The following is a 24,137-nucleotide window of genomic DNA, read 5'->3' as shown; positions in this document are numbered from 1 at the left end:
TCCCCCAGCACCAGCCCGAAGGCTGGCACTATCGGGGTAAATGCCGTTTGCTTTTCTCGGTTACCAAGCCGTCCTTGGCAAGCCCTTCTGATAATCCTCAAGTTTATCAATCAACTTAAAGCCCTCTAGCACCGCCGCATCGGCCTTGGTGGCCTTGGTACCCAGGCTTTGGCTGGCCAGCACGAAGCCCTTTTGCTCCATCACAGCCTGCTTGTAGAAGTCAATCACCTCCTGCTTGCTGACCGCTTTGAGAGCCTCAATAATTTGCTCACGGGTGTCGAACTTGTCTAGGCCCCGGGAGAAGTCGGCCACATAGCGGCCAAATTCCTGATCCAGGGATTCAGGCTTGTAGTGGAGTTTTTCCAGCTGGCTGGCCCGGTATTTTTCAAACTCCTCATCGCTGAGTGTTTGCAGCTTGTCCCAGGTTTCCTTAAAGAAGCGCTGGTTGTGCTGCATGATGATTTCAGGTGTGGCGTTGGGGCTTTGAACCATAAACTGTAGGCCGGAGGTCTTGCCCACCTTAGTGGCCGTGGCGTAAACCACATAGCCCAGCTGTTTTTCGGTTCTCAAATCATTGAAGTGCCAACGGGCGATGATGTCTTTCACCAAGCCTGCCTGCACCGATTGCTTGATTTCCTCATCGCCCTGCACAAAGTAGCTCAGCGCCAAGGCATTGTCCTCATGCGGCACGGCCTGAATATAAGAGACCTTATCTGTTACCTGGCTAAGATCCACATAGGAGCTGAGGTTAAGGCCCTCATTTGCATTTTTGACCACTTTTTCAGCCGCTTGCAGGAGGGATTTAACCTGCTCGTCCGACAAATTCCCCACCGAGAGCAAGCCTGCCCCATTGGCTTGGGTCAGAGAACGCTCACGGGCGGCTGCCACATCAGCCAGGGTCAATTCTTCCACCATGGCCCGGCGCTTGTCCTGCTCAAAATAAGGGAAGCTGGTGATCTTGCCTAGTACGCTGGTGGCCTGGCGTAGGCTGTTGGCCTTGTTTTCCGCCTCAATGCCTTCTAACATCCGTTGCTTGGCCTGGGCAAAGGTGGCCTCGGTTAGCTCGAAGTTTTGGGTCTTAGCCAGGCCATTTTCCAGCAATTTTTGCAGGTGCTGGGTGTAGCCCTCTAGGCTAAGCACCGCTCCGTTCTGGCCGAAGGTAAAGTCGGCCGAAATCCCAGCCACTGAAGCCTGGAAGAGGAGCTTGCTCTGCTCCAGGGCGTGCATATAGTTGAGCAGGGCGGCGGCCATGGCCGATTTGAGATCGTGTTTTTCCTCACTGATGGTAAAGACCATCAGCAGCTTGGCCTTGGGCTCCTGGCCGAAATAATGGCTTGGCATGGCATAGACTTTGGTGCCCTTGCCATTTTCGATCAGGGCAGGCTTGGTGCGCTCCCTATCCACCTTATTCAAGCTAAAGTCGGTAGCAAAGTAGGGGTTAAGCTCCGGCAGTTTAATCTCAGGATTTTTGCTGAAATCCAACCAACGTGCTTTCTGCTCATTTGTAAATTTTTGGGCAGAATAACCCGCTTGCATATAGGGCGTGGTTTTATCGGTTACGGCCTTGTCGCTCATCAGCACAATTCGGGCATTGTCCAAGGTCATACCGGCCAGTTTGGCTTCGATAGCCTTTTCATCCATCTCTTCCACCACATAGGCCGAGTCAATGATGTTTTCCAGCGGATAGAGCAACATCTGGTCTGCCAAGCCCTCAATAAAGCGGGCATTTTTCTCGATTTGCAGGTGCTGGAAGGACTGGCTCAAACTTTCCTTGATTTCATTGAAATAGCTGGGTTGAGCGCCGGCCTTTTTCACCAGCTCAATCTGTTGAAAGATAAGAGAGATAATCTTGTCCTGCTCTGCCAGGCCCTTGTCGGTCAGCACCACATAGAGGGAAAAATCCCCCCGATTACGGCTGGTGTTGGGATCGCTTGAGGCCTGAATCCCGCTGTCAGACAGGCCGTTCTTAATCAAATAATCCGAAAGTGTGCCCTCAGTATTATTACTAAAAACATACTCCAGATATTGGGCGGTCTTGTGCTTAAACTCGCCCTCATCATTAGGGTAGTCAAAGTTAATGGAGAGCAATTTCACCGGCTGAATAGGCTTGTAGGAGATAAAAAGCCCCTTGTCCTGATCTCGATAGAGCGGCACATCCACGCTTGGGGCGGTCAGGTTTTTATTCTTAACCTTGCCCAGGGTGCTTTCGGCCAACTTGGCCAGCTTTTCGATGGGCTGGTTGGAGTAAAGCACCGCCTTCATGAGATTGGCCGAATAATATTGGTCGTAGAACTTGACCAGCTCAGCCTGCAATTTACTGTCAGGCTTGTCGGACAGGGTTTCATTATTGCCCACTGCAAACTTGGTCATGGGGTGGGCGGGGTTGGAGGTGGCTAGATCGACACTGCGCAGCAACCAGCCGTCATTAGACTTGGCCCGCACCATCTCGGCATTGACCGCATTGACCTCCTTCTTGGCATTAGACTCCAGCAAGAGCGGCTGGCCCAAGGCATCAGCCAGGCGGGCTACGCCCTCATCAAAGGCCTCGTTATTGACCTGAAAATAGTAGGCCGTGCGGTGAGGGGCGGTGGAGGCATTGTTATAGCCCCCGTTTTGGCTGAGAAACTTGTCCAAGCCATTGGTTTCAGGGAAGTCTTTAGACCCCATCAGCACCATATGCTCCAAATAATGGGCCAGGCCCTGTTGGGAGACTGGGTCTTCCATGGACCCAATGGGCAAAGCCAGAGACATAAGCGACTTATTGGCCTTTTCATCGGAAATTAACAGAACCGTCATGCCATTGGCCAGCTTAATGCCTTGGTAGATGGCCTTGTCAGTTGGGCTTTTGTTGATGGTTTGCTTAATCAGCTCAAAGCCTAACTGGTTTTGCACCTGGGTTTGATTAACTTGAGGTGCTTGGGCAGAAAGGGGCAGCGACGTGGCCGCAAAAATGGCCGACAGGGCGTAGCAGAGGAGGGATTTTTTCATACGTGTCCTTTGATAAATCGAATAGGTTTTTAGAGGTTTTTTCCTAAATTAAGTTCTAGCTAAATCCTTCATTTGGGTTATAAAAGGCAAATCGCTTGCCTCAAGGCCTTCTATTGCCTTACCCTGATCAGAAGAAACCAACCACCAAACATAGCCTTCTTCCTTCTGCTCGTTATCTTCCAAAACCCAACCCACTAACACAGAAGAATGCTCCTGCAAATCAAGGCAGGCTAGTTCTAGGGGCTGGAGAAAGGTCTGTCCATTGACGGACAAAAAGAGGCTATTGGCCCTAATCCCCAACTGTTCTGCCAAATGAAAGGTAGCTGCATTATTGATATTGGCCATAAAATCCAGCGGGCTGGGCAGGTTATGTCCCATCAGGTTTTGGAAGAGCTTATTAAACTTGCTGGGTGAGTTAAAGGGCGAGCCTAAGTAGATGGGCGTATCCGCCGTCAAGTAGGGCTTAAGGGGCAGGGCTCCCAAGAGAGCCAGCTGGGTAAAACGGCTAAGGCGGCGGGCATCAATCCCCATCTCTTTAAGGGCTTGTCGCAGGCTTTTGTCGTCCATCGGTTGGCCAATCCAGGCATTGGCTTGTTGCAAATAAACCTTATGCATCATCATTTCCCCATTTTAAGATCCAAGCCACATTGCTCCCCCCAAAACCCAGGAAATAGCTAAGGCAAGGCCCCTCTGCAAGCGGGGGATTTTGGCGAATTTCTTGCAAAAGTAGGGCGGTTTCAATGGCCCCGCTGGCTCCTAGGGTATGGCCACACTGACTTTTAAGGGCCAGTACCTGGGCTTTAGGGAAAAAGCGGGCAAGCAGGCTTTTTTCCATCTCATCACTGGCCCCGCCCACACCGTGGGGCTTGACGCAAGTGATCTGATCTGCCTGCACATTGGCCTTGGCTAGGCATTGGCTTAAGAGATCTTCTAAGGCCTGCTGGCTGTTGTTGGTCAGGTTGAGGTTATCCGTTACCCCTTCAACCGCCAGAATTTCACAGGGAACATCAGAAGGCTGGCTGGAAAGTGCCACACAGCCAATGCCCTCACCTAGAACTAGCCCATTTGAACGAACCAAGGGCTGGTAATCCTCCTCGAAAGACAGCAGGTTCATGGCAAAAAAATGCTCAAAGGTCAGGCGGTTAAACATCTCAAAACCAACCACCAGCGCCTTGTCATATAGCCCATTTTTAAGCATTTTATAGGCCGTCTGTATGGCCTGGGCGGAAGAGGTGCAGGAGGTGGCAAGGCTAAAGACCTGGGTTTGGTAGCGGGCCTGCAAATACTCAGCAATTACAGCCAGGCTGTATTGGCTGGGCATAGGTTCCTGCTGGGCAAAACGGGCTTCGCAGTCGCTGATGACATAGGCGGTCGATCCCAAGAGGATGGGCATTTGGCTGAAGTCTTGCTCCGTCCAGCCAGCTTCTTCTAGGGTTTGGGCAATTTGCTCCTCCAAATAGCCGTAGAGTTGGTCAAGGCTTAAAAGAGGTTCATCAAAGGCATTGAAATAGGGCAAATCCACCGCCTGGCCCAGGGCACAAGCGGTGCGTTTTTGGCGGTTTTTTGCAAAACGGGCGCTTGCCGTGTGGAGGTAAACGGCCATTATTTGCTGTGCTCTTGCCGAATAAAATGGGCCAGATCTCTGACCGTCATCATATGCTTACGCACCATTCTATCGCCCTGTAGCCGCACCTTAAAATGGGCTTGCAGGGCGACCACAATTTGCAGGGCGTCTAGCGAGTCTAATTGAATTCGGCTTTGCTCACCAAAGAGGTATTCGTCATCGCTGATTTCTTCAGGCTCGAAGTCGTCTTTTTCACTTTCTTGTAGGATAAGTTTTTTAAGTTCCTGCTCAAGGGCAGCTTGTTCCAAGGTAAAGGTATAGGCCATCTATCATTCCTTATTTATTCAAAATTTGTAGGGGAGAGTCCTGTGCCCGCCCGAAAACACAGGGTAAAAGGGGTGGGCACAGGACCCGCCCCTACAATGCTATTCTTCTTATCAAAACCGCACCTGAGTCTTTAACTGGTGCTGGTAAATCCCCATTGCCAAGGCCAAACTCACCAGCCCAAAGCTCATCAATAAATATAAAGGAGTTTGGATTTGGGCCAGCGTGTATTGGTTAAGCAGAAGCTGTTGGAAGCCGGTCAAGGCCCAGCCCATAGGCGAAAATTGGGCGATGGTTTGCATCACTTCCGGCATTACATAGGTCGGCACCATAATGCCACCTAGGGCGGCCATAATGATAATACCACCACCGCCCAAGACCACCGCTTGTTCCGTGGTGCGGGCAATCACGCTAATCAGCAGGCCATAGCCCAAGGCAGATAGGCTGACCGCCACCGACAAGAGGGCATAGGGCAGCCAGTCTCCCGTCAGTTCAAAGGCTGGCATATCCAATTGAGGCAGGACAAAATAGCCCAGAGCAATCATCCCCACAAACTGCAACTGGTTAATCAGAAAATAGGGAATAAACTTACCACACATCAGACTGAAAGCAGAAGCACGGGCCATTCTGAGCCTGGTGATGGTGTTAGTTTGGCGTTCCATTGCCATCACGTTGGAAAGCGGGATCAGGATAAAGAACATTCCAAAAATCAACCAGGCCGGCACACTATGCTGCACAGAATTGGGCTTGGCCACCTCCTGCCCCTGGCGGTTGAGGTAGGTTTCAGCCCACAAGTCTTGGGCCAAATACGCATTGATTTGGGCGAATTTCTTATCTAAATCTTTATTGACCTGGTTTTCTATCTGTTTGATTTGCTTGCGTTTATTATTGGCCAGCTGGATGTGGTTATCCTCCAAATAAACCGCCAAACGCTGTTGGGTGTAGTGCTTTTGCAAGATCCCTTTCACGCCCAAGAGCCAGGCTCGATCCACGCTAGGGTTGATCCATAGTTGCAGGCTGTCCTCTTCATCCAATGCCTTCTTGCCTGAATTAGGATTTGCAATAATTAGCTCAAATTCCCCCGCTTGTAGGGCGGTTTGGAAGCGGTTAAGCTCAGCGAGATTGCCCTCTTCTATACTCAAATTTTCGCCTTGAAGTGCCTTAAACAAGGCCTGGTTCAGGGCGTTTTCAGAATCACTTAAGAGGGCGATTTTAGAACTTGTCTTGAGATCGCTATTATCGCTCAAGGCTGCCGACATAATCAGCATAAAGAGAATAGGCATAATAAAGAGCACTGCCACGCCGTGTAGATCTCGGCTTAAAAGTCGCATTTCCTTTAAGATCGAGGCAAATAGCATCATTTTCTGGCCTCCTGGCTTAGAAAATCCAAGTAAAAACGCTCCAGAGAATGGTGCTGGTTTTGGGCAAGAATGGTGGGAATATCGCCGTCATAGATGAGCCTGCCTTGATGAAGCAGTACCAAACGCTGGCAAAGCTGTTCGATTTCTTGCAGGTAATGAGAGGTGTAAATCACGGTTACGCCCTGTTTGCCTAGCTCTGCCACACTTTCCAAAATAAACTGGCGGGATTCGGGGTCGATCCCAACCGTGATTTCATCTAAAAAAATGACCTTGGGGCGGTTAATCAGCCCAATGGCAAAGTTAAGCCGGCGTTTAAGCCCGCCTGAAAGATGTTTGGCCAGTTTGTGCTGGTGGGCGGTTAAATCCACCTTTTTGAGCAGTTCTTGAAGGTATGATTTATCTGAAATGCCATAGAGGGAGGCAAAAAATTTCAGGTTTTCCCAGACGCTCAACAGGGGATAAAAGGCGAAATCTTGTGGCACTAGGGAAATTTGATGACGCTGTTTTTTGCTGAGTTGCTCAAAGGGCAGGCCTTCAAATAAAACCTGACCGCTTTGCACCGCCTGCAAGCCCGAAATCAAGGACATTAAGGTGGTTTTGCCTGCTCCGTTAGGCCCTAGCAGGCCGACAGTTTCGCCCTGTTTGAGGGTGAGATTAAGGTCTTGCAGGGCAAGGCTATCGGCGTTGGGATAGCGGTGGGTGAGGTGGTGGATTTGGATCATTTTATTGTTTCAACCCCTGCCATAATTTTTCTTCCTGCTCTGCAATCCCCCTCAAAAAGGTAGCCACTTCCTGATAGCCCTCAGCACTTGGTTTTCGACACTGTTTCACACAAAGGCTGGCAAATTGTCGCCATTGGTCGCCGATTTGGGTCATATGTTCTGAGGCGGTTTTTAGGGCTGGGTCTTGGCAGATTTGGCTGGCCTGTTCTAGGAAATAGGCATAGAGGTAGCGAAAGCCAGCCCCGCCTGTGCCGATTTCTTCCTGCATTCGGACGATGTGGCCCAAGTAGAGCTTTTTGTACTTGTCTGATTGCTTGCTCTTGCCTAATTTTTCGATCTGCTTGGCGATAGTGCGGATGCCTTTCACACCCACAAAAAAGAGCGGTGCTAACATCTGTTTGGCCTGTTTGCGAATGGCCTTTCGCACCAGTTTGGGCAAATCAAGGGCATCTAACTTGGGCTGGTTTTCAAAATAATACATCAAGCCCTTAGCAGCCAGGGCCCCCTTGGCAAAACGGGCTCGTTCTAGATCCTCTGCCTTGCAACGTTGCACCTCTTCAAAAACAGGATCGCTGATGAGATATTCTTCATTCTCCCGGCCATAAACCAAAAGATTGTGGGCGTTAAAGTGAAAACGCATTTCAGGAGGAAAGTAGGGCAGCCAAAAGACCGAGGTCTGCAAGCCTACCAGCTTGCCCTCAGCAAGTGCCTGATCAAGGGCTTGAGATCCTGCCTGTGGGGAGCGGAATTTCTGCATTTTTAGCCCAATGCCCAGCTGCTTGGTCAGGGATTTAATAATGGCACGAGGCGGCATTCGGTAGGAAATCAAAGGCATACCGCTGACCTTGACCAGGGGAATATAGACAAAGGTGAGGGCAGAAGCCAGCCCGAAAACTAGGGCCTCATTAAAGTCCAGCCCGTGGGATTTAAGTAGGGTGGACATCACGCCACTTTCGCAGTGGGCAGTGTGTTGGTGGGGGAAGTTTTGCATTACGCCACCTCCAAAGGGCAATTAAAGGCAGCTTCATATTTTGCAAGGGTCTTTTCATTCAATTTAGCAAACACCTCCGGCCTAAAATGCCGCTTCACCTGCCACTTCCACAAGCTTGTCGCCTGGGCGAGACTGGTTTCGTCAAAGCGGTACTTGTACATCAAATAATAGAGCACTGACTTCTCCCCCCTTTTCACGGCTTGGAGGGCTTGGGCTGTCAGTTCATTCAGATCTTCCACCGCTTGTTGGGTGGCAAATTCCTCATCTGCCCAGCCAGTGGTTTTGCCTGCCTCGAATTTGCCGTCTCGAGTGGCATAAATGACCTTGCGTTGGCCTTGGAAGATCTTGCTGTTGTCTTGGGGGATGTCCTTAATTTCCATTTTTCACCACTTCCAACAACATAAAACAAGAGGAAAATCGACCGCTCTCGGGGATATAACAAAGCACCTTTTGGCCAGCTTCAAGCGGATAGATTTGGGCAAATTCTTGCAAAATAATATAAATAGAAGCTGATCCTGTGTTGCCCTTGCTCTCTAAATTGGTGAACCATTTTTCTTGCGGAATTTCAAAATCGACCTTGCGTAAGCCCTCCAGCAGGCGGTCACGGAAGAAGCCCGAAGAATAGTGGGGGAGGAAATAGTCGATCTCCTCTGCCTTCAGGTTATATTTGGGAATCAGGCGAAGTAGGGCATTTTCCACCGTGCAGCGGACGATATTTTCGTTAAGCAGCTTCACATCCTGCTTGATGGCCATCAGGCTCTTTTGGTCTCGCTCTTCGGGGCTGACCTGCTTCCAGCTAACAAACTTGCCATCTTCGATTTCCGCCCCAGCATACATACACACCGGCATTTCATTGGCGTAGGAAATCAGATCAATCCAGTGGATCTTAAAGCTCACCCCCTGCGGATTGGGCTGGTTGCTGAGTTGTACTGCGCCTGCACCGTCTGAAAGCATCCAACGTAAAAAATCTTTCTCAAAACCAATATCGGGCTTGGCATTTTCTAGCTGCTTTTGGTTGATTTCGGATTGGAAATTTTCGCTCCGCATAATGGCAGAGGCGGCTTCAGAAGCCACGGCAATAGCACTTTTATGCTCGCCGGTGCGAATGGCATTGTAAGCGTGTTTCATCGCTGCCATTCCTGCCACACAAACGCCTGCGGTGGTTAGCACTTCATAGGGCGGTGCGTTGGGAATGAGCCCGTGCACCATTACCCCTTGGCCAGGCAGAATTTGATCGGGATAAGACGTCCCACAGGCCAGGCAAGAAACCTCATCTGGCGACAAGCCCTGCTCGAATAAGCCCTTGATGGCCTCCACCGCCAGCTCGGTGCTGGTATGGGTGGCTTGGCGGGTGGTTGGATCGATGGCGTAATGGCGGGTTTTAATGGCATTGGAACGCAAGATCATCTTGCGTACACGGGAAGGCACATCACCCACCATCCCCAACACCTGCTCCATTTGGTCATTTTCGACTGGCGCATTGGGTAAAAAGGCAGAAATTCGGTTGATATAAACATCAGAGAGCATTGCGTTATTTTCCATTATTATTCACCGCTGGGTTGGGCGTAATATTCTTTTTGCTGGGCTAATTTTTTCTTTAAGAGCGGTCTTAATAAATGCTTAAGCACCGCCGAAATCGGCACTACGGTGAGGATCAAGCAGACCAAAAAGACAATATAAAAATAGAGCATAAAACGGCGTAGGTGCGGTGAGATTTGACCGCATTTGATCAGTAATTTCCCCCACAGATAAAAACTGCGGTGGCCAACCTTTTCGCTCATCATCAGCTTTTCATCAATCTTAACCGCTCCCATTCCTTGAAAAAGAGGCTGATCAAGCGGTTGATTTTGCTGAATTTTTTGCAAGAGTGCCTGGCCGAAACGTTGCATATCAGCCAATTCTGCCTCACTAATTCCGGCACTTGGCAGGCTGGCAAAGTGCTGTTTATTGCCGGTAAACATCCAGGCCGGTGTGGTGATAAAACTGGCCCAAGCGTTAGACTGATCCACTTTCACCACATTGCCCACCAGCTTGCCGCCACCATCTGCAATCAATTTCTTCATTTTTTCCTGGGCTTGGAGCCACATATTGCGACAGCCAATTAGGGTAATAACTGGCGTGTCTTGCAAGATCTTTTTGGCCTCTGCTGTCTGCATAAAGGCAGTAATGGGTTGGGCGGGCGAGAGGAACCAAACGCTGTAGGCGATGATGATCAGATCGTATTTTTCACGCTGAAAAACCGGCTTTTCGATGGGTTTAGGCTGCAAATGCACCGTTTCAGGAAAGGTGTTGAAAAAAGTCTCAAATTTCCAAGGAAAGCGGTAGGGATCCAGGGGCTTGACCACATATTCTTCCACGTCAAGACCTACCTCTTTTAGGGGCTGGATGAAGTTGTCGGCTAGCTGGGTCAGTTGGCCGGTTTGGGAATAGGAAATCAGCAGGATCTTTTTCGTCATTTTTGTAAACAAAGGGTAATAAATACTGCATTCTAAAAGCTCTCTTGGGGGCTTGTCAAATCGCCCTTTTTTAGCCCCAATTGCTTATGGGGCTTGGCTTGCTAAAAGATTAAATTAGTGTAAACTTAGCCTTATTTTAGTTGGTCTTACCTGGAGATTTAAGATGAAAAAATTAGTTCTTCCTATTTTAGCTTCCCTTGTGTTGGCAGGCTGTGCTGGTGGCATTACCAAAAGTGAACCTGTTGAACAAGGCAAGAATTTAAGCAAAATTTGTATTCAAGAGAAGAAAACCGGCTTAAATTTTACCTCTAAAGAATTGGTTCAATTTTTTAATAATAGCCTGGCCAAAAAGAATATTCAGGCTGAGGCCTTTACAGGCCAACTGCCAGCTCATTGTAAGCACTATCTCGCCTATAGCTTTAAGGGCAAGAGAGAATTAATTGTGAATGGCCGGGTTCGCTTAATTGAAGTGGCTGCTGATCAAACCAAAACAACCCTAGGCGATGTTGGCTACAAATACCGGGGCGATGAAAAAGAAATCGCACAACAAATCGGCTTGCAGGGCCAAATTGATAAAATAGTTGGCCAACTTTTCCAAAATTACTAAGATGACCAACCCAATCTGCGCCTTTTCATTCTCCCTCAAGGGTTGGCATATTGTTACCAGCAAGCAGCTCTCGCCCCAAGATTGGCAGGCGGGAGAAACCCATTGGCAGGCGGTGGCTCAGCAGTTGGAGGACTTTGCCCCCAAATTGGCCTTTATGCCGCCGCTTAAACGCCGTAGGCTTAGCCCTTCGGCTCGGCTTTTCTTTGAAGCTGCTTGGGACTTATGCGGTGAAGAGGCTAATTTCCCTGTGGTTTATGCCTCCTGCAATAGCGAAATTAATCGCAACTTTGCCCTTTGGCACTCGCTCTTAACCGAGGGAGATTTGTCGCCGACCTCCTTTAGCTTGTCGGTGCATAATGCCTTGGTTGGCCAGTGGTCAGAAGCCCGTCAGGTTAAGGCGGAAACCACCGCCATTACGGCGCTTCAGGATAATTTGGAAACCGCTCTCTTGGAAGCCTATCTATTGCTTAATGATGGGGCGGATAAGGTGTTGGTTGTGGTGGCAGAAGATCCGCTGGATGAGAAATACAATGCCCAACCTGTCTATCGTCAGCCCTTTGCCTATGCTTTAGCGATGGTGGTGGAAAAGGGCAGTCAATATTTTTTGCGTTTGCAACATTCAGACCAAAATCAACCGCTTGCTAAAGACAACGCCCTTTATTGGGTACAACAGCAATATTTAGACCAGCAAGAATGGCAAACCAAAAGCTCACGAGGTGGGGTATGGCACTGGCAGAAAAACTAGACTATGCTCGCCGTTTTGTGGCGACTGCGCTCGGCTTCGCCTTTTGGGGTGTGGCTGGCCTGCTCTTTCAGCTTTATCTTTATCCTTACGCCAAAAACCACCGCACCAATTCCCTGGAAACCCAGCTCAAAATCCGCCGTTTGGTGGGGAAAATTTGGGCGATATTTACTCGCTATCTGGTTTGGGCTGGCGTGCTGGAGGTGGAATACAAGGGCTTTGACAAGCTGGGCAGAAAGGGGCAGTTGGTGCTGGCCAATCACCCCTCGCTCTTAGATGTGGTTTTGATTATCGGCAAACAGCCGGATTTTAACTGCATTGTGAAGCAAGATTTGCTGAATAACCCCACTATGCGTAACCAAATTCTGGCCTGCGGTTTCCTGCCTAATACGGAATCGCTGGAACTGCTGGAGCAGTGCGATGAGGTTTTGAAAGAACAGGCCCTCTTGCTCTTTCCTGAAGGCACTCGCACGGGTTGGGACGGTGTGATAAAACTTAACCGTGGAGCGGTCTCGATTGGGCTTCGCAGTGCGACTGTGATTACGCCCATTACGGTCAAAATGCAGCCGCTTAACTTCAAAAAAGGGCAGCCTTGGTACCAACTGCCCAGCAAGCGGATTCGTTATGAAATCACCGTGGGTGAGGACATCGATCCGCAAACCTGGCTGGCAGAAAAGCCCCTGCCCATTGCCTCTCGCCGTTTGACCCACTATTTGGAAGATTACTTTAACTCACAAACACAAGGACAATAATATGGCACTAGAACTTCAACTTAAACAACTTATTATCGACAGTCTTGCCCTTGAAGACATCAGCGTGGACGATATTGACAGCGATGCGCCGCTTTTTGGCGATGAGGGTTTGGGCTTAGACTCAGTTGATGCCTTAGAACTCGGTTTAGCCGTGCAAAAAACCTTTGGTTTACAGCTGGATAGCGAACAAACCCAACTGCGTGATCACTTTGAAAGTGTGACCACGCTTGCCAACTTTATCCGTAGCCAAAAGGGTGACATCTAATGACTGAACAAGAAATTAAAGACCTGCTCACTCAGGCACTGGAAAGCCTGTTTGAAATTGATCCGGCTAAAATCACGCCTGAAACCAATCTCTATGAAGATTTGGAAATCGACAGCATTGATGCCATCGACCTGATCGACTACATCAAACGCCAAACCGGCCATAAGCTACAAGCCGAGGACTTCCGCAACGTTCGCACGGTGGATGACGTGGTGCAAGCGGTCTTAAAAATTAGCCAAACTCCACAAGAATAACACCGATGAACTACCAAGCTGACAGCCTGATCGCCCAATTCCCAAGCTGGACCTATGCCGACTTCGAGCAAAAGGCCTTGAAAATCTCTGCCCAACTTCAAGCAGATGGCGTGCAAGCCCTGGCCGTTTGGCTGGAAGACGGGGCAAAACTGGCCTGCCTCCTGTTAGGCGCTTGGCAGGCTGGGGTTAAGGTGCTCTTTCCGCCTAATGCCACGCCTGAAAGTGTCGAATGGGTCAAGCAACACGCCCAAATTTGGGTGACAGATAGCGACTTTGACCAGCCCAATACCATCCAGTTTGACAGCCTGGGCGAAGCTATCGATTTGCAAAAAATCGCCCATTTGCCCCCGCTTGTGGATTATGCCAACCAGACCGAACTCTGGCTTAAAACCTCGGGCAGTACGGGCGAGGCAAAAACCATCGTCAAAACCGCCCAGCAGATGTGGCTGGGTGCGGAAGCCTTGGCTCAAGCCCTGCCTTTTCCAGCAGAAAACCAGATCACGGCCATTAGCACCGTCAGTATTCAGCATATTTACGGTCTGACCGTGCATATTATGATGTCGCTGGTCAAGGGCTGGCAGATTGGGCGTAAGCAGCAGTTCTTCCCTGAATCTATGCTAGCGGAAGTCGGCAAGGCACAAGGTGCGGTGGTCATCAGCAGCCCAGCAATGCTAACTCGGATTGACTGGCAGAACACCCGCCTGCCACAGGCAATGAAAGGTGTAATTTCATCGGGTGGGGCCCTGCCTGAGGCGGTTTCCCAACAAATGCGAGACTGCTTGCAAGCCCCTGTGATTGAAATCTACGGCAGCACTGAAACCGGCCCTATTGCCATTCGGGACGATGTTCATCTCTGGCAAACCCTGCCAAAGAGCCAACTGGGTTCGGATGACAATGGCACACTGTGGATTGAGGCAGTCTGGCTATCTGGTCGTGAGCAAACTGCCGATGTGGTGGAATTTGCCGGCACAGGCTTCACCCTCCTAGGGCGGGCGGATCGGATTGTCAAAATCGGCGACAAACGCACCTCCCTTACTGCCATTGAGAACCAGCTCAACCAACAGGCCTTTGTGGATGATTGCTATATCGCCCAACACCCCGAACAACCCCGTTTAGCGGCTTGGGTTGGCTTAAATCAAGAGGGCATCAACTTCCTGCGAGAAAAAGGCCGCCGTGCCTTGATTGAGGCTCTAAAAGTACCACTGGCAGAGCACCAAGAAAAATCTGCTATCCCTCGTTTTTGGCGCTTCACCGACAAACTGCCTCGCAACAGCCAATCTAAAATCAACAAGCTGGAATTTAACCGCATTTGCTTGGAACAGGTGAAGGATCCTCTTTGGCTGAGGGAAGAAAATCAGGGCGACCAACTAACCGCTGTCGGCAAGGTGCCACTGGACTTGGTTTACCTTAAAGATCACTTTGCCAGCTTCCCACTGGTGCCGGGCGTGATTGAATTGCAGTGGATTGCGGATAAGGCCAACCAATGGCTGGGCAAGGAATTGGATTTCGCGCGCCTGGACAAACTCAAATTCCAAAAATTCGTCCGCCCTAATGATGAGTTTGAACTTAGCCTTAAATGGGACGAAAGCAAGGGCAAATTGACCTTCCAAATGAAGGTGGAGGGCGAGGCTTGTTGTAGTGGGGTTGGTATAGTTATTGAAGAATGATGAGCATATAAGACGTGAGGTTCAGCCCCCCTCTTTAGCAAAGAGGGGCTGGGGGAGATTTGGCAGACGAGAAAACGGAGAAAGGGAATAATGATACACGAAGAAATAAAGGGAGTTTTCTTTTGGGCAATACATCTCTCTTGTTGTTATTACTTCTGCCAAATCTCCCCTAACCCCTCTTTGCTAAAGAGGGGAATTGGATCGAGAGGAGGGTAGATAATGACATTCCTCACTAACCTCTTACTCACCCTAACAAGCCTTGCCTACCCCCTCATTTGGCTCTGGGTGGAGGATAAGACCAGCCTCTTTTACCTGCCCTATGCAATGGCAATTCTTTGGGCGGTTAAGGGGCTGCTACAAGCGGAGCCAAAACAGCGGTTTTTTGCATTTGTGCTAGCCGCCTTGTTGTTCTTCATTGGCTTAACTCGCTCGGTGGACAGTATGTACTGGTATCCGGTCATTATCAACGGCTTCTTGCTGGCGATTTTTGGTGGCAGTTTATGGCGTTCGCAAACCGTAGTAGAACGCTTGGCACGGCTACAAACGCCTGATTTATCGGAGGCAGGCGTGCGTTATACTCGTAAGGTCACGCAAATTTGGTGCGGATTTTTTATCTTTAACATAGCAACCGCCAGCCTCTTGATCTTTTGGCAATTTTACGAGGCTTGGGCCATTTTTACTGGCCTGATTTCCTATTTTTTGATGGCACTTTTAATGGCTGGCGAATGGTTGGTTCGCCAAAGGGTTAAACAGCAACACAGTCAAACAGAATGAAAAAAGAACCCCTTATTGCACGCAATCCCGATTGGCACTTAAGCGATTTTTTGGCACGTTCGGCACAAATTGCCAGCCAATTACAGCAAGATGGCGTTAAATCGGTCGCCTTTTGGTTTGAGGATGCGGCTTATTTTGCCTGCACCTTGCTGGCCTGTTTTCAAGCCAAGGTAAGGGTTTTATTGCCACCCAATTTACTGGCTGAAAACCAAGATTGGATCGCCCAAAATGCCGATTTTCTCTTTGATGACAAGCGATTTGAAAGCTATGGTCTTTTGCAAGAAATCTGTCAAATCCCACCGCTTGTTGAGCAAAATAATGACACCGAAATCTGGCTCAAAACCTCAGGTTCCAGTGGTGAGCCGAAAATTTTGGTTAAAACCGCCAAGAGTATGTGGCTGGAATCGGAGGCCATTCGCCAGTCCTTACCTTTTGAGGCGGGCAACCATATTCACTTGGTTTCTAGCGTGTCTGCCCAACATCACTATGGATTGTCCTACCGCATTTTTCTGCCCCTGACCATGGGCTGGAGCATTGCTCGCAAGCAGTTGCCCTATCCTGAACATTTAATAGCGGAAACCTTGTCCGCCGCCAAAGCAGTCTGGATCAGCAGCCCCGCCTTGCTGACCCATCTTAACCTAAAAGAAGCCAAACTCCAGCAATGCTGTTTTGAGGGAATGATTTCTTCAGGCGGTGCTTTGCCCGTGGATACCGCCAACGCCCTGCGTGCTGCCCTGAAAATCCCAGTGATTGAATGCTATGGCAGCACTGAAACGGGGGCCATTGCTTTTCGTGCCGATGATGGATTTTGGACACCCACACCCCTTACCCAACTTAGCCAAAATGAGCAAGGGGCTTTGCGGGTGCAGTCGGCTTGGTTAGATCAAATTGAGCAAACGGCGGATGCAGTGGAATTTGTCGGCAATCAATTTCATCTTTTAGGGCGGATTGACCGCATTGTCAAATTTGGAGACAAGCGGATTTCGCTAGTCAAAATCGAACAAGATTTACTCAAACACCCTTGGGTGAGTGATTGCTATATCGCCCAACACCCTGAACACGCCCGTCCTGCGGCTTGGGTTGCCCTACATACAGAAGGTTTGACAGTTTATCAAACTCAAGGGCGAAATGCGGTCATAAACCAACTTCGCCAATTCCTCATCACCAGCCAAGAACATTCGGGGCTGCCTCGTTTTTGGCGTTTTACCCACCAACTGCCACGCAACAGCCAATCCAAACTCAGCCGTTTGGATTTTGAGGCCGTTTTTAAACAGGAACAGGGGGAAATCAATGTATAAGGCCATCGCCCTTATCCCCCACTACAACCATTCCGCCACAGTCGGCCAAGTGGCCCAAACCTTGCTGGAGCTGGGCTGGCCGGTCTTGATTATTGACGATGGCTCAAGTGCAGAGCATATTCAAGCCCTCAAGCGGTTAGAAAAGGTAGAAAATTTGCAAATCCACTACTGCCCTCAAAATGGCGGCAAGGGGGCGGCAATGAAAGTTGGTTTTTGCTTAGCCTATGAGCAGGGTTTTAGCCACGCCTTGCAGGTGGATGCCGATGGCCAACATCAGCTTGCTGACAGCCTTAAAATGCGAGAAAAAAGCCAGCAAAACCCGACCGCCCTTATTTGTGGCAACCCTGTTTATGGCCAAGACGCACCAAAAGCTCGCCTTTATGGACGCAAAATTACCGACTTTTGGAACGCCATTCACACCCATTCATTCGACATTAAGGACGGCATGTGCGGTTTTCGGCTCTATCCTTTGGCCAGCACCATTCCCCTTATTGAAGCCCAGCATATTGGCAATGGGATGGATTTTGATATTGAAATTATCATCAAGGCCCATTGGCAACAGATTCCGCTGGAATGGGTGGATACGCCGATTCGCTATGCTGAAAATGGCATTTCCCATTTTCGGGGCTGGGCGGATAATTGGCTGATCAGCAAAATGCACACCCGCCTCTTTTGGGGCATGGTGGGGCGAGTTTTAACAGGGAAGAAGCTATGACATCGCAACACTGGGCCAAACAGCAGGAGCGGGGCAGCAAATTTTTCCTTAATTTAACCCGCTTGATCGTGCAATACCTGCCCCTTTGGGCCATAAGGGCAGTGACCTTTTTGGTGGTTTGCTATTTTTACGCAACATCAAACAAGGCTCGCCGCCATATCAAAGATTACCAAACACGCTTAAAAAGCACCTATCCCCAAACCGCCCTGCCACAAGCGGCGGTTTTCCGCCAATTTCTGGCTTTTGGAGAAAGCATTACCGACCGCTTTGCCGTCTGGCAGCGTAAGATCCGCTATCAGGATCTGACGGTTGATGATGCGGATAATCTCTATGCCGATATGGATACCCCAGGTGGCCGGGGCCAGATCTTGGTCTGCTCCCACTTTGGCAATATTGAGGTCTGCCGAGCCTTGGTCGGCAGTGGCCATCACCCCAATTTCCGCCTCAATGTGCTGGTGCATAACAAGCACGCCCAGGCCTTTAATCAGGCCCTGGTCAAGGCTGGAGCTGATGACTTGCCCCTTATTCAGGTGACGGATTTGGATGCTGCCAAAATGCTGGAATTAAGTGAGCGAATTGAGCGAGGTGAGTGGATCGCCATCGCCGCCGACCGCATTCCCGTGCGGGGCGATAAGACACAAGCGGTCGATTTTTTAGGAAAACCTGCACATTTTCCCGAGGGAGCCTGGCTCTTGGCCAGCCTCCTTAAGGCCCCCATTAACACCGTGTTCTGCCTAAAAGAGCAAGGGGGTTACCGCCTCAAACTCCGCCGCTTTTCCCCAGCCATTAGCAGCCGAGGCAAAGCGAGGGCTGAAAACATCCGCCTTGCTATGCAAAATTATGCCCATCTGCTTGAAAAAGAGTGTGCAGAAAACCCGCTTTTGTGGTTTAATTTTTATGATTTTTGGTCAGAAGAGGCCAAATAACCCTTTCATTAAGTCAAAGAGGAGAAACCAATGAAACTTGTCAAAACAACCCTACTTGCTCTGAGTGCCATCGCCATTGCCGCTTGTGCCCCTCGTGATACCACCCAGTACTACTCCATTCAAGATGCCTTAAACTCACCACAGGCCAAGGAAGTGCTTAATCCAAATATCAAGATGTATTTCGGCAAGGCCGCTCCAGGCAAAACCCTCAAGGCAGGTGTAGTCAGCAATAAAAAAACCAATGCAGCCAACAAAACCGATGAACAGGCTTGCCACTGGGCCTTCCTTTCTGCGGTGAAATCCTTCCAAGACCGTGCTGCTTCAATGGGGGCCAAGAAGGTGGGTAACTTAGTTAGCTACTACAAAAAGAACACCTACACCAGCACCAGCAAATATGAATGCCACGCAGGCAACCTGATTGCAGGCGTTGCACTTAAAGGCGATATTGTTAAATAAGACCTAGGGCCTAGCAAGGCCCTTTATTTTGATTATGCGAATAAAAAAACACGTTTACTGCCGCCACCATTCCGACTATGAAATCCCCTTTTTTGACGTGGATTCCATGGATATTATGTGGCACGGCCACTATGTTAAATATCTCGAAATGGCGCGCTGCGCCTTTTTGGAAGACATTCATTACACCTACGATGTGATGCGAGAAAAGGGCTACGGCTGGCCCATTGTCCAGCTCAACCTTAAATATGTTAAACCGGCCCTTTTTCGCCAGAAAATCCGGGTCAGCCTGGCCTTGGTAGAGTATGAAAGCTGCATTCGGATCGATTATGTCATTACCGATCTGGCAAGTGGTACCAAACTCACCACAGGATCCACCACCCAAGTGGCGGTGGAAATCGCCAGCCGTGAAATGCAGTTGCAAACGCCTCAATCTTGGCGGGAGGCGGTGGAAGGGTTTGAGGGGTTTGTTCCCTTGGAAGCAGAAAAAGTATGAACTTATTTTTAGATCTTGAGCAGATTAGTTTGGAAGATTTAGCCCTCATTAAAGAGTCTTCTGAAGTAGAATGTAAATTAGCCAGCGGACAAGATGGTAAGGGCGCAGTTCCCAAGGATTTGTGGGAAACCTACAGTGCCTTTGCCAACACGCAGGGCGGTTACATTATTTTAGGTATGCAAGAGAAAAAAAATCGCTTTGTTCCAGTTGGGATTGAAAATATTGAGCAGGTCAAACATTCTCTGTTTAATATCGCCAATTCAGATAAGGTGAGTTGCAATCTTTTGGGCAATCAAGATGTGCGTGAATTTACCCTAGATGGCAAAACCATGCTTTGCATCTATATCCGCCGAGCTAAACGCCAAGAGCGTCCAGTCTATTTAAATAATAACCCTAAATTTGCCTATCATCGTGTACATGAATCTGACCATCGGTTATCAGATGAACAACTTAAACGGATGTTGGCAGAGCAGATTGAAGATACACGAGATAATCATATTTTAAAGCATTATGGCCTAGGTGATCTTAATTTAGATACCCTTAAAGCCTACCGCCAACAATATAATAACCTAAACCCTGCTAACCCATCGAATGAGCTAGACAACCAAGCCTTTTTACAAAAAATTGGGGCTTATCGCTTAGATCGTGAAACAGGTGAACAAGGCTTAACGGTGGCCGGTTTATTGATGTTTGGTGAACATACTGCCATTCAAGAAAAATTCCCCTACTACATGCTAGATTATCAGGAACGCCCTGAAAGCAATAGTGAACAGCGCTGGGTGGATCGCTTAACCCTAGATGGCAGCTGGTCGGGTAATTTATATGATTTTGCCCAAAAAGTGTACCGTAAACTGGTTGATGACCTAAAAGTCCCCTTCCGAGTGGAAAAAGGTAGCCGCCAAGAAGATACACCGGTGCATATCGCCTTACGAGAGGCGCTTGCCAACGTGATCATTCATGCCGATTATACTGGCAGAGCCTCGGTTTTAGTGGTAAAACGCCCTGATATGTATGGCTTTCGTAATCCGGGCCTCATGCGTATTCCGCTCGAAATTGCCTTGCAAGGCGGTGAACCCGACTGCCGTAATCGCCTATTGGCACAAATGTTTCGCTATATTAAATTTGGTGATCAAGCCGGCTCAGGCATTCCACATATTCTCAGTGGTTGGAAGAGCCAACATTGGCAAACCCCACTTTTGCGTGAGGTGCAGGAGCCCTATGAACAAACTATTTTGGAACTCAAAATGGTTGCGCTCTTTTCTCACGACATTATCGCCTTACTTAAGCAAAAATATGCCCAGAGATTTACCGCACTTTCTGAGCTGGAGCGAACTATTTTAATTGCGCTTTACTCCATGCACTACCTAACCCACCAGCAGATTTGTTTACAAACCACCGCTCACTCAAGAGAGATCACGCTTGCCTTAGCAAAATTAGAACGGTTTGAAATGATTGCCTCAAGTGGTGAGCATAAAAGCAAGGTTTATCATCGCCCTGATATTGAAGTGCCAATGCCTGATAATGCAACAGGGCGTTTTTTAGCTGAGCAGTTTATTACCGCACCTAAGTATCCGGAGCTAAGTCCGGACAATCCGGAGCTAAGTTCGGACAATCCGGAGCTAAATCCAGACAGTGCTCAAAATGAGCTTGAGCAAGAATCCGATCTCCTTTGGAAAAAATTACAAAGGCTTGCACAACCTGTAGCGGATAATAACCGGATGGCAAAGGCTGACATTATCCTTGTCATTTTGGAGATTTGTCGTGAGGGTTATGTTTCCTTAAATGACTTAGCTCAACTCTTAAAACGCAAACCAGATACTTTGAGAAAAAACTATCTCAATCCTTTGGTTATCAGTGGTCAGCTTAAATTGGCTTATCCTGCCACGAAAAACCACCCTAAACAGGCCTATATGAGCAGCAAATAAATGAAAAAACTCATTTTACTTATCACCCTTTTCCTCAGTCCCCTTTCCCTTGCCTTCTCCGAAAGCGAGCTGGTTGCACTTTTGCAGCAACCGCAAAATGTACAGGGGGATTTTACCCAACAGCGGTTTTTGAAATCCCTGACCAAGCCCATCACCACCCAAGGTAAATTCACCTTGCTGGCACAAAAAGGCTTACTCTGGCAGATGGAAAAACCCTTTGCCAACCAGTTGCGGGTGCGGTCAGACGGGATTATGCAGTGGAATGGCACAAACTGGGTTGCCAATGGCAAGCTGGGACAGGCGGAGCAGGTGAGGCTCTTTTTAGGGCTTTTGTCGGGCAATGTGTCGGGGCTGAAATCTCAGTTTGATTTGAGCTTGTCGGGGGATAAATCCAATTGGCAACTCTTACTTACACCCAACTCCCTCTTGATGAAGCAGATTTTCGACAAGATTGAGCTGTCGGGCGATAAGCTGGTGAAATCCATTGTGCTTTACGAAAAACAGGGCGATCGCACCCAGATTGACTTTAGCCAGCTTAAGCAAAATCAGGCTTTGAGTGAGTTTGTTCGTTCGGCATTGGTAGAGTAAAAAATAATGCAAAAATCCACCGCCCTTACTTGGTTTTATGTCCTATTTCTCCTGATCCTAATCGGAGTTTTTGGGCTGCAAGTAAAACAGGGTGGTTGGTTGCAGACGGATTTACGCGCCCTTTTGCCAGAAGATCAGAGCTGGCAAGCAGTACAGTTAGAAGCAGATCGCCGCCAAGAAGAAGCCTTAAATAGCCAACTTATCGCTCTTGTCGGTCACCCAAACCGTGAAACCTCCTTTGAACTTGCCGCCCAAACCGCCCAAGACTGGCAAACAAGCGGTCTGTTTGAGCAGGTTTTTGGCAAAATCCAGCCCGATTTAGACCGCTTGCGGGCGGAAATCAAGGCTCTACGCCTAGCCACCTTGCCGCAAACGGTGCGTGATCAGCTCTTAAGCGATCCGACAGCCTATTTCCAAACCTACGCCCAACAGATCATTAACCCTTTTGAACAGGCCAATCTGCTTCCATTAGAACAAGACTGGCTGGGCTTGGGGCGCTTTGTGCTGCCTCAATCGCAGCTGCAAAGCCAGGTGCAGTGGGATATGAATAGCGGTATGCTCTTTATCGAAAACCAAGGTAAGACTTGGGTTGTGCTGCGTGGCATTTTGGGTCAGGCGGATTTGATCAACCCCTCTGAAGGTTTGTCGGATCTGCTTGCCAAAAATCGCCAAAAACTGACCGCTTTTCAAGTTGATTTTCTTGCCACTGGATCCGCCCTCTTCGCCGCCCAGGCCAAGGCTCAGGCGGAAAAAGAAAGCACTCTAATGAGCATTTTGGGCATTAGCCTCACCCTTCTGCTGCTCTTGACAGTCTTTCGTTCTTTGCGTGTGCTTTGGCTCTTTTTGCCCATTGGGGCAGGTATGCTGGCAGGCATTGTGGCAACGGTCGCCCTAATGGGGCAGATCCATATTTTAACCTTGGTGATTGGCACAAGCCTGATTGGGGTGCTGATTGACTTCCCTCTCCATTGGCTGACAGGCTCACTCTTTAAGGCAGATTGGGACGGCAGAGAAGCGATGCGAAAACTGCGTTTTACCTTTCTGATTAGCCTTTTGGTCACGCTTTTAGGCTATGGACTATTAGGCTTTACCAGCCTGCCCGTGCTCCAACAAACCGCCCTCTTTTCAGCCGTGGCATTGCTGGTGGCGATGGGGGCAACGCTTTTGTTTTTGCCCAAACTTTGTAGGGTGCGTGTAAACGCACTATTTAAACCCATAAAATTTACCTTACCCAAATACAAGGTGCGTTCACACGCACCCTACTTCCTGCTGGTACTTTTTATCGCTGGCGGCCTCTACCAATCCAAATGGCAGGACGATATTCGCGACTGGGTGGCAATGCCTGAAAACCTACTTAAAGAAGCCCAGCAGATCGGTCAACTGACAGGTATCGATCTCGGCTCTCGCTACTTTTTACTGACCGCTGAAAACGATGAAGCCTTACTCACCAAAGACAAGGCGCTTAGCCAGCGTTTAGCACAAGAGGGAATCGCCTTCCAATCCCTCAGCCAATGGATCATGCCAGAAGCAGAACAAGTGAATTTTGCTACCGCACTAAACAGCAAAGTACAGCCAGAGGATTATGCCATTTTAGGGGAAATTGGTTTACCCTTGGAAGCAATCGAGCAAGATTTGCAAAATCTCACCCAAACCCCACCGCTTGCCCTAGAAAGGGTGCTTAATACGGAGCTGGGGCAGGCCTGGAAAAGCCTTTATTTGGGGGAGTTTGAGGGCAGAAAGGCATCCATTATCAAAATTTCAGGCACGCAAGCGGTCGAAACCTTGCCAAATTTTGCAAATAATCAAGATATTTTCTGGCAGGACAAACGTGCCCACCTCAACCACGCCTTTCAATCCACACGAGATCAGGCTGCTTGGCTAAAACTAGCGTCCTTTCTCTTGGCAGGCCTGCTCCTTTGGCGTTACTTTGGACTAAAACGCACTGCAACGATGATATCCATACCGCTTTCAGCGATTGTCATGACAGTCGCCCTTTTCGGCTGGCTGGGGCTGCCTATTAGTTTGTTTACCATGTTCGGCCTGCTCTTGGTTTCGGCCATCGGCATTGACTACACCGCCTATCTGCAAACCGCCCAAGAACCGCTTTATGCCAAACGCACGGCGGTAACTTTAGCCGCTGCCACCACCCTGATTTCCTTCCTTTTGCTGGGCTTAAGCTCTACGCCTGCCGTGGCCAGTTTTGGTTTGAGTGTGAGTTGTGGGGTGGTTTTGAGTGTGTTGATTAGTTTTAGATTTTTGCGATAATTAT

The 24,137-nt window shown here is 49.1% G+C and carries 25 protein-coding genes; 15 read left to right on the top strand and 10 right to left on the bottom strand.

Annotation, left to right across the window (positions count from 1 at the left end; genetic code table 11):
- Positions 1-60 precede the first annotated feature (60 nt).
- The 10 genes from A4G20_10675 to A4G20_10630 all read right to left on the bottom strand — a co-directional run bounded on the left by A4G20_10675 (position 61) and on the right by A4G20_10630 (position 10,406).
- A complete protein-coding gene (locus tag A4G20_10675; protein QIW16758.1) occupies positions 61-2,988 on the bottom strand; it encodes a pitrilysin in 2,928 nt (975 codons plus the stop codon).
- Between the two features lie 48 nt (positions 2,989-3,036).
- A complete protein-coding gene (locus A4G20_10670; GenBank protein ID QIW16902.1) occupies positions 3,037-3,603 on the bottom strand; it encodes a hypothetical protein in 567 nt (188 codons plus the stop codon).
- Complete coding sequence (locus A4G20_10665; GenBank protein ID QIW16757.1) at positions 3,596-4,591, bottom strand: beta-ketoacyl synthase; 996 nt, start codon at positions 4,589-4,591, stop codon at positions 3,596-3,598. The genes A4G20_10670 and A4G20_10665 overlap by 8 nt, the downstream gene beginning before the upstream one ends.
- Positions 4,591-4,878, bottom strand: coding sequence for an acyl carrier protein (locus A4G20_10660; protein QIW16756.1), 288 nt, complete (start codon positions 4,876-4,878; stop codon positions 4,591-4,593). The genes A4G20_10665 and A4G20_10660 overlap by 1 nt, the downstream gene beginning before the upstream one ends.
- A gap of 111 nt (positions 4,879-4,989) precedes the next feature.
- A complete protein-coding gene (locus A4G20_10655; protein QIW16901.1) occupies positions 4,990-6,234 on the bottom strand; it encodes an ABC transporter in 1,245 nt (414 codons plus the stop codon).
- Positions 6,234-6,959, bottom strand: a complete 726-nt coding sequence (locus tag A4G20_10650; GenBank protein QIW16755.1) for an ABC transporter ATP-binding protein — start codon at positions 6,957-6,959, stop codon at positions 6,234-6,236. Before A4G20_10650 ends, A4G20_10655 begins: the two co-directional genes overlap by 1 nt.
- Before the next feature lies 1 nt (position 6,960).
- On the bottom strand, positions 6,961-7,950 hold the full coding sequence (locus A4G20_10645; GenBank protein ID QIW16754.1) for a peptidase: 990 nt from the start codon (positions 7,948-7,950) through the stop codon (positions 6,961-6,963).
- A complete protein-coding gene (locus A4G20_10640) occupies positions 7,950-8,330 on the bottom strand; it encodes a hypothetical protein (protein ID QIW16753.1) in 381 nt (126 codons plus the stop codon). The genes A4G20_10645 and A4G20_10640 overlap by 1 nt, the downstream gene beginning before the upstream one ends.
- The gene (locus A4G20_10635) at positions 8,320-9,492 is read right to left on the bottom strand and encodes a hypothetical protein (protein ID QIW16752.1); all 1,173 of its coding nucleotides are present in this window, start codon (positions 9,490-9,492) and stop codon (positions 8,320-8,322) included. The genes A4G20_10640 and A4G20_10635 overlap by 11 nt, the downstream gene beginning before the upstream one ends.
- 2 nt (positions 9,493-9,494) lie before the next feature.
- Positions 9,495-10,406, bottom strand: a complete 912-nt coding sequence (locus tag A4G20_10630; GenBank protein ID QIW16751.1) for a dialkylresorcinol condensing enzyme — start codon at positions 10,404-10,406, stop codon at positions 9,495-9,497.
- A 163-nt stretch (positions 10,407-10,569) separates the two neighbouring features.
- Between A4G20_10630 and A4G20_10625 the strand changes: the two genes are divergently transcribed.
- From A4G20_10625 to A4G20_10555, 15 genes are all read left to right on the top strand, one after another.
- Complete coding sequence (locus A4G20_10625; GenBank protein QIW16750.1) at positions 10,570-11,013, top strand: hypothetical protein; 444 nt, start codon at positions 10,570-10,572, stop codon at positions 11,011-11,013.
- 1 nt (position 11,014) lies between these two features.
- On the top strand, positions 11,015-11,758 hold the full coding sequence (locus A4G20_10620; protein ID QIW16749.1) for a hypothetical protein: 744 nt from the start codon (positions 11,015-11,017) through the stop codon (positions 11,756-11,758).
- Positions 11,743-12,507: an acyl-phosphate glycerol 3-phosphate acyltransferase gene (locus A4G20_10615; GenBank protein QIW16900.1), complete on the top strand. Its 765-nt coding sequence runs from the start codon at positions 11,743-11,745 to the stop codon at positions 12,505-12,507. The genes A4G20_10620 and A4G20_10615 overlap by 16 nt, the downstream gene beginning before the upstream one ends.
- Before the next feature lies 1 nt (position 12,508).
- Positions 12,509-12,772 carry an acyl carrier protein gene (locus A4G20_10610; protein QIW16748.1) on the top strand — a complete coding sequence of 88 codons (264 nt, stop codon included), beginning with the start codon at positions 12,509-12,511 and terminating at the stop codon, positions 12,770-12,772.
- Positions 12,772-13,026, top strand: coding sequence for an acyl carrier protein (locus A4G20_10605; GenBank protein QIW16747.1), 255 nt, complete (start codon positions 12,772-12,774; stop codon positions 13,024-13,026). The genes A4G20_10610 and A4G20_10605 overlap by 1 nt, the downstream gene beginning before the upstream one ends.
- Before the next feature lie 5 nt (positions 13,027-13,031).
- On the top strand, positions 13,032-14,693 hold the full coding sequence (locus tag A4G20_10600; GenBank protein ID QIW16746.1) for an AMP-binding protein: 1,662 nt from the start codon (positions 13,032-13,034) through the stop codon (positions 14,691-14,693).
- A gap of 219 nt (positions 14,694-14,912) precedes the next feature.
- Positions 14,913-15,467 carry a hypothetical protein gene (locus tag A4G20_10595; GenBank protein QIW16745.1) on the top strand — a complete coding sequence of 185 codons (555 nt, stop codon included), beginning with the start codon at positions 14,913-14,915 and terminating at the stop codon, positions 15,465-15,467.
- Entirely contained in the window at positions 15,464-16,765 is a 1,302-nt protein-coding gene (locus A4G20_10590) for an AMP-binding protein (GenBank protein QIW16744.1), read from the top strand. The genes A4G20_10595 and A4G20_10590 overlap by 4 nt, the downstream gene beginning before the upstream one ends.
- A complete protein-coding gene (locus A4G20_10585; GenBank protein QIW16743.1) occupies positions 16,758-17,480 on the top strand; it encodes a glycosyl transferase in 723 nt (240 codons plus the stop codon). Before A4G20_10590 ends, A4G20_10585 begins: the two co-directional genes overlap by 8 nt.
- Positions 17,477-18,406 carry a glycosyl transferase family 2 gene (locus A4G20_10580; GenBank protein QIW16742.1) on the top strand — a complete coding sequence of 310 codons (930 nt, stop codon included), beginning with the start codon at positions 17,477-17,479 and terminating at the stop codon, positions 18,404-18,406. Before A4G20_10585 ends, A4G20_10580 begins: the two co-directional genes overlap by 4 nt.
- 30 nt (positions 18,407-18,436) lie before the next feature.
- On the top strand, positions 18,437-18,862 hold the full coding sequence (locus A4G20_10575) for an excinuclease ABC subunit A (protein QIW16741.1): 426 nt from the start codon (positions 18,437-18,439) through the stop codon (positions 18,860-18,862).
- Positions 18,863-18,896: 34 nt separating this feature from the next.
- Positions 18,897-19,355, top strand: a complete 459-nt coding sequence (locus A4G20_10570; protein ID QIW16740.1) for a thioesterase — start codon at positions 18,897-18,899, stop codon at positions 19,353-19,355.
- The gene (locus A4G20_10565; protein QIW16739.1) at positions 19,352-21,280 is read left to right on the top strand and encodes a hypothetical protein; all 1,929 of its coding nucleotides are present in this window, start codon (positions 19,352-19,354) and stop codon (positions 21,278-21,280) included. The genes A4G20_10570 and A4G20_10565 overlap by 4 nt, the downstream gene beginning before the upstream one ends.
- Positions 21,281-21,868, top strand: a complete 588-nt coding sequence (locus A4G20_10560) for a hypothetical protein (GenBank protein ID QIW16738.1) — start codon at positions 21,281-21,283, stop codon at positions 21,866-21,868. It begins immediately after the preceding gene.
- 6 nt (positions 21,869-21,874) lie between these two features.
- The gene (locus A4G20_10555; GenBank protein ID QIW16737.1) at positions 21,875-24,133 is read left to right on the top strand and encodes a hypothetical protein; all 2,259 of its coding nucleotides are present in this window, start codon (positions 21,875-21,877) and stop codon (positions 24,131-24,133) included.
- Positions 24,134-24,137: the final 4 nt, after the last annotated feature.

It is taken from the genome of Pasteurellaceae bacterium RH1A (genome assembly GCA_012221805.1).
Classification (GTDB): Bacteria; Pseudomonadota; Gammaproteobacteria; order Enterobacterales; family Pasteurellaceae; genus RH1A.
The sequence above is the reverse complement of the archived record's forward strand: the minus strand, read 5'-3'. Positions and strand labels throughout refer to the sequence as shown.